This is a genomic window from Chryseobacterium phocaeense (assembly GCF_900169075.1).
GTDB classification, from domain to species: domain Bacteria; phylum Bacteroidota; class Bacteroidia; order Flavobacteriales; family Weeksellaceae; genus Chryseobacterium; species Chryseobacterium phocaeense.
In genome coordinates this window covers 1,693,526-1,705,791 of record NZ_LT827015.1, presented here as the reverse complement: position 1 = coordinate 1,705,791, position 12,266 = coordinate 1,693,526, and the positions used below count along the sequence as shown (strand labels likewise).

15 protein-coding genes are annotated in these 12,266 nt (G+C 37.5%); 11 read left to right on the top strand and 4 right to left on the bottom strand.

All coding sequences use genetic code 11. The features are described from left to right. Positions 1–18: 18 nt before the first annotated feature. From B7E04_RS14485 to B7E04_RS14475, 3 genes are read right to left on the bottom strand one after another with little or no spacing between them, the layout of a single operon-like run. Positions 19–654 carry a conjugal transfer protein TraD gene (locus B7E04_RS14485; protein ID WP_080779293.1) on the bottom strand — a complete coding sequence of 212 codons (636 nt, stop codon included), beginning with the start codon at positions 652–654 and terminating at the stop codon, positions 19–21. 3 nt (positions 655–657) lie between these two features. Beyond that, positions 658–1,062 carry a DUF3408 domain-containing protein gene (locus B7E04_RS14480; RefSeq protein ID WP_059136911.1) on the bottom strand — a complete coding sequence of 135 codons (405 nt, stop codon included), beginning with the start codon at positions 1,060–1,062 and terminating at the stop codon, positions 658–660. Positions 1,063–1,073: 11 nt separating this feature from the next. Next, positions 1,074–1,841, bottom strand: a complete 768-nt coding sequence (locus tag B7E04_RS14475) for a ParA family protein (protein ID WP_080779292.1) — start codon at positions 1,839–1,841, stop codon at positions 1,074–1,076. A 700-nt stretch (positions 1,842–2,541) separates the two neighbouring features. Between B7E04_RS14475 and mobA the strand changes: the two genes are divergently transcribed. The 3 genes from mobA to mobC all read left to right on the top strand — a co-directional run bounded on the left by mobA (position 2,542) and on the right by mobC (position 6,364). After that, positions 2,542–2,973: a conjugal transfer protein MobA gene (gene mobA / locus B7E04_RS14470; protein ID WP_080779291.1), complete on the top strand. Its 432-nt coding sequence runs from the start codon at positions 2,542–2,544 to the stop codon at positions 2,971–2,973. A gap of 8 nt (positions 2,974–2,981) precedes the next feature. Further along, a complete protein-coding gene (gene mobB / locus B7E04_RS14465; protein WP_080779290.1) occupies positions 2,982–4,268 on the top strand; it encodes a conjugal transfer protein MobB in 1,287 nt (428 codons plus the stop codon). Between the two features lie 101 nt (positions 4,269–4,369). Next, entirely contained in the window at positions 4,370–6,364 is a 1,995-nt protein-coding gene (gene mobC, locus B7E04_RS14460; protein ID WP_080779289.1) for a conjugal transfer protein MobC, read from the top strand. A 124-nt stretch (positions 6,365–6,488) separates the two neighbouring features. Here mobC and B7E04_RS14455 read toward each other — a convergent pair whose 3' ends face one another. After that, the gene (locus B7E04_RS14455; RefSeq protein ID WP_080779288.1) at positions 6,489–7,130 is read right to left on the bottom strand and encodes a CGNR zinc finger domain-containing protein; all 642 of its coding nucleotides are present in this window, start codon (positions 7,128–7,130) and stop codon (positions 6,489–6,491) included. Between the two features lie 249 nt (positions 7,131–7,379). Here B7E04_RS14455 and B7E04_RS14450 point away from each other — a divergent pair, with 249 nt between their 5' ends. The 8 genes from B7E04_RS14450 to B7E04_RS14415 all read left to right on the top strand — a co-directional run bounded on the left by B7E04_RS14450 (position 7,380) and on the right by B7E04_RS14415 (position 12,209). Continuing rightward, positions 7,380–7,856, top strand: coding sequence for a hypothetical protein (locus B7E04_RS14450; protein ID WP_080779287.1), 477 nt, complete (start codon positions 7,380–7,382; stop codon positions 7,854–7,856). Between the two features lie 151 nt (positions 7,857–8,007). Next, the gene (locus B7E04_RS14445) at positions 8,008–8,253 is read left to right on the top strand and encodes a hypothetical protein (protein ID WP_080779286.1); all 246 of its coding nucleotides are present in this window, start codon (positions 8,008–8,010) and stop codon (positions 8,251–8,253) included. A 294-nt stretch (positions 8,254–8,547) separates the two neighbouring features. Continuing rightward, entirely contained in the window at positions 8,548–9,513 is a 966-nt protein-coding gene (locus B7E04_RS14435; protein WP_080779284.1) for a TolB-like translocation protein, read from the top strand. Between the two features lie 16 nt (positions 9,514–9,529). Then, the gene (locus tag B7E04_RS14430) at positions 9,530–10,084 is read left to right on the top strand and encodes a GNAT family N-acetyltransferase (protein ID WP_080779283.1); all 555 of its coding nucleotides are present in this window, start codon (positions 9,530–9,532) and stop codon (positions 10,082–10,084) included. A gap of 44 nt (positions 10,085–10,128) precedes the next feature. Then, positions 10,129–10,263 carry a hypothetical protein gene (locus B7E04_RS22545; protein WP_262484661.1) on the top strand — a complete coding sequence of 45 codons (135 nt, stop codon included), beginning with the start codon at positions 10,129–10,131 and terminating at the stop codon, positions 10,261–10,263. A gap of 7 nt (positions 10,264–10,270) precedes the next feature. Beyond that, a complete protein-coding gene (locus B7E04_RS14425) occupies positions 10,271–10,834 on the top strand; it encodes an alpha/beta hydrolase (RefSeq protein WP_080779282.1) in 564 nt (187 codons plus the stop codon). 99 nt (positions 10,835–10,933) lie between these two features. Next, positions 10,934–11,356, top strand: a complete 423-nt coding sequence (locus tag B7E04_RS14420; protein WP_080779281.1) for an SRPBCC family protein — start codon at positions 10,934–10,936, stop codon at positions 11,354–11,356. 10 nt (positions 11,357–11,366) lie between these two features. Then, positions 11,367–12,209, top strand: a complete 843-nt coding sequence (locus tag B7E04_RS14415; RefSeq protein ID WP_080779280.1) for an alpha/beta hydrolase — start codon at positions 11,367–11,369, stop codon at positions 12,207–12,209. Positions 12,210–12,266: the final 57 nt, after the last annotated feature.

Sequence of the window (12,266 nt, the reverse complement as noted above, 5' to 3'; positions counted from 1 at the left end):
TTAAAATCTTCTATTTTTTTACACAAACTCCCCAATGTCAAAATCACTCAAATCACTTTTCCGCAAATTGGAAGAACCGGCTTCCGTTTCAGATGAAAGGGTGCTATCCAAAAGCTCGGCTATTTTTCGGGAAGCATCTTCCATGGAATTTTCCAATAGGTTGAATAACTCAGTTCCCTGTATTTTTTGAACTATCGCTATCGCTGTTTCCTTTTGGGCTGGTTCCAATTCTTCTTTTTGGAGCAACACCCCCACGGAGCTTAGTTCTTCAAAGGTAACCCCTTGGGCAAAACCGTTATCACCACCGGATATTCCGTACCTGTTCCATTCTTCTTCCTCTTCATCCAAATCAGGCATATTTCTGAAAACTTCGTCCAGCTCTTCCTGCGGAATTTGAACACTTACGTTTTCATTTTCGTCGTATTCAATGTCTAAATTAGCAGGGTTTATTTCGTTTTCCTGAATTTGGCGTTCAGAGGCAGTGTTTGGCACTGAAAGGCGTTCTATAGGTTTGGGCTGTCCCATAATATCGGGTAAGTTCGGGTTGACTTTTTTATGCGGAGGGTCTTGTTTCGACCTTTTATGAATTACAATTTTATCCTGCAATAGCAGGACAATGACTATGAGTAGGCATATCACAATTACTATTTCCATAGCTTATAGAATAGGTTTAAAATGTTCGTTGAAATAATCGGTAATATCTTCACCGTACTCCCTGAAATGATGTTCGAGAATGTTGTCAATGTAAGAGTAGAGCGTTGTTCTTTCTTCCCTTGTCAGTTGAACGATGCGGAGCAATCTTTCGTGGTATTCAGGGCGTATGTAAACGACCTTGCCGTTACGCCCCGATGGAAACCGATTGACCAAAAACGTTTCCTCATAGTCCACTTTTTTTGATGAACTGTTACGGGCTTTTTCCCTTGGCTTGGTTTCCTTTGGTACATCCTGCTTTTTGTTATTGCTCGGTGGCGCTACAAGCTCATCGCCGCTTATGATGTTCATAAGGTATTCCTCATCAACATTGGGCTTTTCAAAATCGTTGTTTTTGTTATTTGAAGCCATACTTACTGTTTTTATAGATGAGTGATTTTTAAAAATTCCTCGACAAACAAATCCATTTTAGTTGCTTTCATTAACTGTGGTTCGGCAGGCAGCAAACTTGACCTGAATACATAACTGCCTGTGTCGTCTGTTTCCTTTCGGAAACGCTTGCTGTCCATTATCCTTGTTTCCATTATGGGCAGGTTGAGTTCTTTGATGACAATTTGATAAGCATCATACAATCCTGTTCTTTCCCTCCCGTCCACTTGGTTCCAAAATAGCCACATCTCTTGTTCGGGATTTCCCTCGTCCGTTTGGGGAAGTCCGAGAAAGGCTTTGGTAAAGCCCAATGTACTTTCCACTACCAAACGATCGGCAGTAATGGGCGAAAAGATAAAGTCCATTTTTTTCAAGGTAGTCAGTACGCCTTTGGTATTGGCTGTTCCGGGCAGGTCGAAGAAAATAACATCCGGTACAACAACCGACTGGCTTCTGTATTCCGATGCTTTCTCCAAAGCTGTTTCAGCTTTGCATTTAATAATCGGGTACGCTTTTTTGTTGATGGCTTGAAACTGCTTCATTGCCGCCTTTTTATGGTAGTCGTTCTGCATTATGGTTCTCTTATCCCGTTCACGCATATTGGTCAGGCTGTGTTGCGGAAAGTCGCAGTCCATCACCAGCACATTAAAACCTAAACGGTAGTGAAGCACACTTGCCAGCAAAGTGGTCATTGTAGATTTTCCCACACCGCCTTTTTGGGTGGAGAAGCTGATTTTTAAAGTTTTCTTTGTTGTTTCCATTATTTAAAAATTTATTGTTACACACTTTATTTGTTTTGCAGGATTGAATATTGGTTTATCTGATTATTACCTCATTCCTATATTCCTGCATTCCCTTTTGGGTACTTTCCTGCACAGGTATTTGCTTTCATTTTTGCCTTGTCAGGTACATTCTTTGGCAAGTGGCAAAACTTGCAACAGGTAAATTGCTTTACCGCTTTTATGCTTTTACACTTTTATTGTTTTATGCTTTTAAAACCTTATGCTTTTATTCCAAACTGCCTGTTTGCAAACCTGATTTTCTTCTTTGTTGAAATACTTTTTTTACTACCTGCACTAAAATTATACGGCAAATAAAGCGATTGATTTAACCGCTGATTGAGCTGTGGCAGTGTTTGGCGTTCAAAGGCAGTGTTTGTCCGGCTATCGCCTTGCAATACTCTTTCAAAGAGGTCTTTACTTTGTGTAATGAATTTTATTAACAGATTTATGCGAAACCGAATGGACAAAATGGAGGATAACAATGACGGCATCGAGCCGTTTTTCCCTGTTACATTTAATCCGTCACGAAGTGCGGATTTTTGTGTTCACCGGAACACGGCAAGTTGTGTTTTGAGGCACTCGAAACCGAGTTCGTGCCTCAAAACAACTTGCCCTGCCGGGAGCTTAAAAAACGCCTTCCGAAGTCAGCGTTTTGTGTGTATTTAAAAATGGATTAGTGATGAACGAGAACAATAACAGAAAGCAAAATAAAGGCGGACGGAAGGCAAAAACCGACCCAAGTATCCACCGCCACGTCTTTCGTCTTACTGATGAAGAAAATGCCAAACTTTTATCGCTTTTTGAAGCATCGGGAATGCCAAATAAAGCAAAGTTTATCATTTCTCTTCTGTTTAATAAGGAAATGAAATCGGTTAAAATTGATAAAGGAACGGTTGATTTTTATATGCGGCTGACTTCATTTCACAGTCAATTTCGCTCCGTAGGCGTAAACTATAATCAGATTGTAAAGCTGTTGTACAAGCATTTTTCTGAAAAAAAAGCTGCAGCTTTCCTGTATAAACTTGAAAAGCAGACGGCAGAAATGGCGATGCTATGCCAAAAAATCATTCAGATAACTGAAGAATTTGAAGCAAAAAATTTGAAAAAATAGCAGTAAAAATGATAGCAAAAATCGGAAGAAGCGGAAATTTATACGGAGCGTTGGCGTACAATCAGCTCAAAGTGGAGAATGAAAACGGACAGATTTTGTTTGCAAACAAGATGATTGAAACTGCCAACGGTCATTATTCCGTGACACAATTAGCACAATCTTTTGCTCCTTACCTCATTGCTAACCGCAATACCGAGAAACATACGTTGCATATTTCGCTCAATCCTGATCCGAATGACAAAGTAAGCGATGATAAGTTTAGGGAAATGGCAGAACTATATATGAAGGAAATGGGTTATGCCGAACAGCCTTTTGTAGTGTTCAAACATACCGATATTGACCGTAGCCATATTCATATTGTTTCGGTTTGCGTGGATGAGCAGGGTAAAAAGATTTCAGACAAATTCGAGAAAATGCGGTCTATGAATATATGCCGTGATCTAGAAAAAAAATACAGCTTGATACCCGCGACGGAAAAAAAGCGCAATCAGAATGATAAGGTTTTCCATCCACTAAATTACCAAGCTGGAGATGTAAAAAGTCAAATTGCTTCGGTTATTCGACACTTGCCAAACTACTACAAATATCAAACATTAGGCGAATACAATGCCTTGCTTTCCATGTTCAATATTACAACAGAAAAAATTGAGGGCGAATTGCAGGGAAAGATGCAGCAGGGCTTATTATATATTCCCTTAAATGAAAAAGGCGAAAGAGCTGGGCATCCATTCAAGGCTTCGCTGTTCGGAAAGAACGCAGGGCTTCCAGCTTTGGAATTGTATTTTGCAAAATGTAAAACCGCTTTGAAAGACAACCCAACAAAACAGACCCTAAAATCCGCCATTACTATTGCTTTGCAAACCACAAACGATGAACCGGCTTTTAAAAAGCAGTTAAGGGAACAGGGCATTAACGTAGTAGTACGCCGGAATGATACAGGACGTATTTATGGTATCACATTTATTGACCACAATTCCAAAGCAGTTTGGAACGGTTCACGTTTGGCAACAGAACTTTCTGCCAACACCTTTAATGATTATTGGAACAATAACATCAAACCGGATATTAAAGAACCTGCCGTTTTACAACCCAAACTATCCACATCAAATGATGCGGATCTTCCTGCGGAAGAACCACACCATTTGTTCGACTTCTTAACTACTGACAAGCACGAAGACGGTTTGATTGAAGCATTGGGCGGTTTATTACCCGAAGCCCAGGGCGAAGATTACGAGGAACAGGACTTTGCCAATAAGATGAAGAAGAAGCGCAAACGCCAAAGAGGGCAGAAATAATATTTAGCCAAACACTGCCACAGAACGCCACTGGCTGCCACATTTTTAGAGCCACTGCATAGAGCCTTTAAATTCACGCCCGAACATTAAAACTTAAAATAATGCAGGGAGAAGACGATTTAAGAGGACTTGCCAAGATAATGGCTTTTATGCGGGCAGTCAGTATTCTTTTGGTGCTGATGCACCTTTATTGGTTCTGCTACGGTTTCTTTTTAGAACGTGGCTGGACGTTGGAAGTAATCAACAAGATATTAGGCAATTTCGACCGGACAGCAGGTTTATTTTCACATACCCTTTATACCAAAGCATTTGCTTTGGTTTTACTTGCTTTGAGTTGCTTAGGCACAAAGGGCGTAAAGAATGAGAAGATAACCTGGTCTAAAATTTACGTGGCTTTGGGCGTTGGCTTTGTGCTGTTCTTCCTGAACACACCATTGCTGAAGCTATCTCCGGCAACAGGCACATTCCTGTATATCCTTACTATCTCTTTAGGCTATATCGCTTTGCTGATGGCGGGGGTATGGATGAGCCGATTACTCCGTACTACCCTGATGGACGATGTTTTCAACAATGAGAACGAGAGCTTTCAGCAGGAAACCAAGCTGATGGAAAACGAGTATTCCGTTAACCTGCCCACCAAATTTTACTACAAAGACAAATGGAACAACGGTTGGATAAACATTGTCAATCCTTTCAGGGCATCAATAGTTTTGGGTACTCCGGGTTCAGGCAAATCTTATGCTATCGTAAACAACTACATCAAGCAGCAGATTGAGAAAGGCTTTAGTATGTACATCTACGATTTCAAGTTCGACGACCTTTCCACCATTGCCTACAATCATTTGCTGAAGCACAGGGATAAGTACAAAGTTCAGCCGAAATTTTACGTGATAAATTTCGACGACCCACGCAAGAGCCACCGTTGCAACCCGCTCAATCCCGACTTTATGACGGATATTTCAGATGCCTACGAAGCCGCATATACCATAATGCTGAACCTTAACAGGTCGTGGATACAGAAGCAAGGGGATTTTTTCGTGGAAAGCCCAATTATCTTATTGGCTGCTATTATTTGGTATCTGAAAATCTATGAGGATGGCAAGTATTGTACATTCCCACACGCTATTGAATTACTGAATAAAAAGTATTCGGACGTATTCACGATTTTAACATCATACCCCGATTTGGAAAATTATTTGTCGCCCTTTATGGATGCGTGGCAAGGCGGAGCGCAAGACCAGTTGCAAGGACAAATAGCATCGGCAAAAATTCCGCTATCAAGAATGATCAGCCCGCAACTATACTGGGTAATGACAGGTGATGATTTTACGCTTGACATCAATAATCCGAAAGAACCGAAAATTTTGTGCGTAGGCAATAATCCCGACAGGCAGAATATTTATTCCGCAGCTTTGGGTTTGTACAATTCTAGGATTGTAAAATTGATAAATAAGAAAGGGCAATTAAAAAGTTCCGTTATTATAGATGAGTTACCTACAATCTATTTCAGAGGGCTGGATAACCTTATTGCAACTGCAAGAAGTAATAAAGTTGCAGTTTGTTTGGGTTTTCAGGATTTCTCTCAATTGATACGGGATTACGGTGACAAAGAAGCTAAAGTTATTCAGAATACCGTTGGTAATATTTTCAGTGGTCAGGTGGTTGGAGAAACAGCAAAAAGCCTTTCGGAACGTTTCGGGAAAGTATTGCAGAAACGTCAGAGCATATCTATCAACAGAAATGATACGTCAACTTCTGTTTCCACCCAATTAGATAGCCTTATTCCGGCTTCAAAGATTTCAACATTGACACAGGGTATGTTTGTAGGTTCTGTATCGGATAATTTTGAGGAACGTATCGAGCAAAAGATATTTCACGCTGAAATAGTAGTAGATAACGAAAAGGTAGCTGCCGAAACCAAGGCTTATCAAAAGATACCACAAATCTTATCTTTTGTAAATGAACACGGCGAGGATAGGATGAAGCAGGAAATTGAAAGTAATTACAAACAGATAAAATTAGACATCCTGAATATTGTTACAAGTGAACTGGAGCGTATCAAGAATGACCCGAACTTACAGCATTTGGTACAATAGTAATGCTACAACCGCCCAATATACATTTTCAATATAAAGGAAATATCATCGTTGCCGATCTTTAACGATTTTTATGGCTTTGTTGATTTACTATTAAATTTAAGTTAGCAAGTAAAAACCATCTTTAGCTTTGATCTTTGTTTTCAGATGATTTGCTACTTTTTCTTTTATTATAGCGTTTCATTTTGTCCGATGTTCCACAATATTTTGGGTTGCACCATTTGCGGCTTGCATTTCTCGTTTCATCCAAAAAGACCCACCCGCATGTTGGGCATTCCTTTATTCGCTTTAAGTTGTGATCGGTTAGCAGATGAACCAATGAATTTAAGACTTTCCAAACAGGAAACAAAAAGTCATTGGAAGTATCTATCTGATCCATAAAGAATTTATTTCCATCATACTGCAACCGCTGTCTCGATAATGCATCAACCACCAAAAGATTTGCTTCGGGCAAAAACAATAGTTTTTTATCATCATTTCTTTGGGCAACCGCAGAAATAAGTCCCTGTAAAATCCTACGTATTTCTCTAATACGGTTAAGCGCAGCCAAAGCCTCTTGGGGATGTACACTTTCCAATTCCCTTAATATCTGGAGACGTTGAGAATGAAAAATTCCTAATTTAAAACACCAATCAATAAAATCATTGTAATTGTTAAGATAGTCATAATTATACTCTGATTTCCAGGAGTTTACCGTATTTACAAAATTACAGCACAGGATATTGCTATCAATTACCAATGTTTCTATGCTACGAAATTTCCCCATATTGCAAAGTTATGCTATTTATTGTTTAACCGAAAGATACGGTCTCAATTCTTATGGTGTATTACCTCAGGAAGCAAAATTTAAATAATCGGAATAGATTTTTTTGCCAATACTATTGTCTGTATTATAAAAATACTTAAATTTACTATCTAAATTAAAGTAGATGGTAAATATTATTGGATTTTATGTAGCGTTTTTAATGTCGCACTCGTATTATCTAAAAATTTTAATTACTTAAAAACTTAAAAAATGAAAACAAATTTAATTTATGTAGCCTTCGCATTACTTTTTTGCTTTGCAATTACTTCATGTGAAAAATCCGACAGCGATCCGGAAACAGTTCTTGAAAGCAATCTACTTAGGAGCGCCGGAAAATATGCTGAATTGGTAGAAAAAAGAAGTGGTGGAAAAGACGATTTCAATATTGAGGACATTAAAAGAAACGGCAATATGCTTAACATTACAGTAAAAGGCGGTTGTAATCAAGATGATTTTCACACTGTTTGGGACGGTTCTATAATGTTTTCCAGTCCAGGGCAAATTAATCTTGTGCTCTATAACAAATCTCTAGAAGACTGTGGTTTAGAAAAACAATTCAATATTAACGTTAACCTTAGCAAGATTGTTGGAAAGTACGATCCCAAAGACTTTATTTTCAACGTAGCCAATGGTTCAAAAAAACAGGACAAATCTTTAAATCCTAATGGGTCTATTACAATCAAGTAACATTTAGTTCATTAGATCATATCCAATGTAATAATAGCATTCGTCAGTTCAATTCTGTAATATAAAATTGAACTGACGAATTTTAGGACTAATAAACATGGGTATCCCTAACAAACTTGATGCTTTAAACTTCATTGAAATATTTTATTAAATGGAAACACATCTAAACAATTTTCAACATACAATTGAGGAGTTAATTGAAATATTAGAAGCTTTTAATACTAAACAGCTAAATACAAATCCTTTTCCAAAGAGTTGGACAGCGGGTCAGGTAGGTGATCATCTTTTAAAGTCGTATGGCTCATGGAAAATTTTCAAAGGAGTAACGGTATTTGCTGATAGACCGTATGACGAGAATTGCAAAGCATTAAGTGAGCTTTTTTGGACTTTAATATAAAACTAATTGCAGAACCTTCGGACGTTTTCTATCCTTCGGATGGATATATTGAAAAGGAGGATTTAATTTTAAATATACGGACAATAAGTGACAGTATTATTAGCTTCTCAAGCCGATACGACCTTAAAGTGCTTTGTTTAGATTTTGAATTTCCAACATTAGGATATATGACACGGTTTGAATGGTTACACTTTTATGTTGTGCATACTCAAAGACATATTAAACAATTAGCAAAAATGTTAAGCATTTTAAATATCCATAATGGATAAGCCCCTATAATTAATAAAAATCAAAATGAAACTTTTCGGAACGCCTGTTATACTATTATTATTTATATCATGTAATGAAAAATACAGTGCAAACCTCTATTTCAATGCAGAACAGCCATCAAAAGGTAGAGCATCATTATTTGCAAATGGGATTATATCTACCCATTTAAACGAATATAACATAACTTTTTCACCAGGCGGAAATGTGGTGTTATTTACCATTGCAAATAACACTGCTGCAAATAGGTTCTACACAATTTTTATTACAAAAAAGGAAAAGGGCAAATGGACAAAGCCTCAAATCGCCCAATTCTCGGGACAATTTAGCGATGCCGATCCATTCTTTGATCCCCATAGTGATAAACTCTACTTTATATCAACAAGACCGGTAGTACCAGGAATGTTAAAATTGGACTTTGACATTTGGTGTGTAGAATATAAAGATGGGGATTTTAGCCTTCCAAAACATTTGGGCAGAGAAATCAATTCAGATAAAGACGAACTCTATCCTGCTATCTCAAAAAAGGGAAACTTATACTTTTCCACTGAACATGGAGAAAATGGTTACGATATAATGGTTTCTAAATATAACAATGGTAAGTTTCTCCAGCGAGTAGGTTTGGACGGCTTCCTTAATACCAAAAATATTGAATTTGATGCCTTTGTTGATCCTGATGAAAAATATATAATCTACACTGGGATGGGCTATAAAGATAGTTATGGAAGCGGAGACTTATATATCAGCTATAAAAAAGATGATTATTGGACACATGGAACAAATATGGGAAAGAAAATCAATTCGGTTCACATGGATCAATGTCCTATGGTTTCACCGGATGGTAATTATTTGTTTTTTACTTCATTTAGGGACAGTCAACCTTACGATGACAAAGAACCAATGACAACAAAAATATACCTCGATATATTAAACTCGCCTTTTAACGGGCTCGGTAATATTTTTTGGATTGATTTTCAAAAATTTTCCGACTGAAAAACTTAAAAGTAGAATGGAAATAGATACAGAAAGACTTGAGATAACACCCTTAGTGAAAAAAGATGCAGCTTTTATTGTTGAACTTTTAAATACCGAGGGATGGGTTAAAAATATTGGAGACCGTAACATCCGTTCAAAAAAGGATGCGAGGGAGTACATCCAAAAGGTGACAAACAATCCCCACATTACTTATTGGACAGTGAAGTTAAAACATGGACGCTTACCAATCGGTCTTGTGACCATGATAAAGCGGGATTACTTACCATTCAACGATGTAGGCTTTGCTTTCCTCCCCCAGTTTTTCAATAAGGGCTATGCGTTTGAAGCCACCAAATCTGTTCTGCTGGCCTTGATAAGCCACAATGCGTTTGAAAATATCTTGGCGATCAGTCTTAAGGAGAATATAGCATCAATTAAGCTGATCGAAAAACTCGGTCTGACATTTGAAAAAACAATTGAACATGAGAATAATATACTTGACGTCTATAAGGCATCTAAGGAAAAATTGATTTTAAGTTTGCCGAAAACGGAGCATGAAGTAAAAATTTCTTGCCATAAGATAACCTGACCAAAAGAAAAGTTGTGATAATTTTATAATATAAAATTTAACGGATGGAGAAATCGAAAACCAATAGTGATGCCCTAATACTTTCTGCCGGAGAAGGTAGAAAGTATAACTGCGGAATGATGACCGCAGTTATCAAAACTAATGAATTTGAAAAAGCAAGACACTTTATAAACCTATAAAAGCCAAATGGAACCAATAAAAATATTATTCGCTCATAGCGGTGGTGGACAGGGAAGTAAAGGACAAGGTAGTTTTGACTTAGTAGAGTACCTAAAGAATGAATTGGGAGACGAATTTGAAATTCTTTACCCAATTATTGATGACCCAGAAGCTCCAACCTATCAAATGTGGAAAAACCTTTTCACGAAAGAGTTTAAGAAGTCAGACCAACCAACTGTCCTAATTGGACATTCATTAGGAGGTTCAATGTTACTAAAATTTATTTCAGAAGAAAAGCCAAATCTTTTGATTTCATCACTGCATTTAGTTGCAACACCTCTTTGGGGAAAGAATGGCTGGGAAGTGGACGACTTTGAACTGAAGGAAAACTTTGAAGTGGAACTCAAACAAATAAAAAGGATATTTCTCTATCAATGTAAGGAAGATGCAATTGTCCCTTTCAACCATTTGAATTTCTATAAAAAAGCATTTCCTAATTCAACCGTAAGAGTTTTGAAAGGGACAGACCACGCATTTGTGAATGGTCTATATGAATTGGCTGACGACATTAAAACAAACATTCGTGTTTAAAAAATAAAAGAAGGAACAACGACCCACTAACAACAGCTAAGTGGTTATCGTAACTCACAACCTTAAAAAGGATAGAAATAACAACTAAATAAAATTGATATGCAAACAAATCATCAATCAAAGTATCAGACCATTATCAAAGCGCCAATTGATAAAGTATGGGATGCATTAACCAATCCCGAAATGGTAAAGCAATATTTCTTCGGTTCAAATCAGGAAACGGATTGGAATGTTGGCAGTAAAATCTCATGGACAGGGGAATATGAAGGAACACCTTACGTAGACAAAGGCGTGGTTTTGGAGTATTTGCCAAACGAGAAACTTTCGTATAGTTATTTAAGCAGTTGGATTGTATTGGAAGATAGGCCCGAAAATTATCTATTGGTGACTTATGAAGTAACCCAAACTGAAAATGGAACAGAGCTAACGATTACACAATCAAACTATGACGAGGAAAAAGCAAAACATTCTACCGAAAATTGGGGCGTTATCATAGACGGACTAAAAAAACTAATTGAATAAAAAATTACAAATGAAAATTTCACTGTTCTCCTTATTCGTAATCTTTTTTGCATCATTAACTTTTGGACAGAAGCCAATACCCGAACAAACAGGTGTTGTCAAACCCTTTATTCTCGGTGTGATTGATGAAATACAGTCAAAAGAACTGAATGAAAAAAGGATATTGAATATCTATCTGCCCGAAGGCTATAATCCTAAAGACACGATACGTTATCCGGTCATTTATTTACTTGATGGTTCAGCAGATGAGGATTTTATCCATATCGTAGGGCTTGTGCAGTTCAATAGTTTTGAATGGGTTAACCAGGTTCCAAAATCAATAGTAGTGGGTATCGCAACGGTGGACAGGAGAAGGGATTTCACATTCCCTACAAATGTAACTGAAGATAAAAGTGCAAATCCGACCTCAGGGCATTCCAACAGATTTATATCGTTCATTGAAAAAGAGCTGCAACCGTATATACAGGAAAAGTATATGACCAGTTCTTCAAAAACCATTATCGGGCAATCGTTAGGCGGGCTTTTGGCAACTGAAATCCTGTTTAAAAAACCGGAACTTTTTAACAAGTATATCATCGTCAGCCCCAGTTTGTGGTGGGATAATGGGTCGTTATTAAACCAACCTCTTGCTCGTTTTGAACACAAAGATATTTATATCGGAGTTGGAAAAGAAGGTTTGGCTCCCACTAAAATTCCCCGGGTAATGGAAGTAGATGCAAATGTTCTAGCTGATAAAATCAAAAACCTGAAAAACAGGAACGTGAACGTTTACTTTGATTATTTGCCACTGGAAAACCACGCAACAATAATGCATCAGGCGGTTTTCAATTCATTTAGACTTTTTTACCCATGATTTTAACTAAATAGGATTAAACCTAAATGGAAGCCTTTTTTTACTTAAACAACATGT